At 56.5% G+C, this 260-nt stretch carries 1 protein-coding gene; it reads right to left on the bottom strand.

Features of this window, described 5'->3' with window-relative positions; all coding sequences use genetic code 11:
* A partial coding sequence (locus tag E1297_RS48680) for a hypothetical protein (RefSeq protein ID WP_209015517.1) occupies positions 1–260 on the bottom strand: 260 nt, incomplete at both ends.

Raw genomic sequence — 260 nt, 5'->3', positions numbered from 1 at the left:
GTGACGCTAGCATTGTCGGCAGCCGCAGCAATTGCGTGGGCAAAGTTACCGGATGTGGAGACGCCGCCGGTGTTGGTGATGGATACGTTTGAACCCTCTGAGAGGATCCCGTAAGTGGTTTCAGCCTCTGTCGTGATGGTACCGCCATTGGCAATCGACGCATTTGCACCGGTCGAATCTATACCGTCGGATTGCCTTGACAGGATCGAACCAGTGTTGACGATCGCCGCATCGGCTCCTTCGCTCTTGATCCCCTTGGC

The organism is Roseibium sp. RKSG952, assembly GCF_009711355.1.
This window is presented reverse-complemented; position numbering and strand designations above follow the sequence as displayed.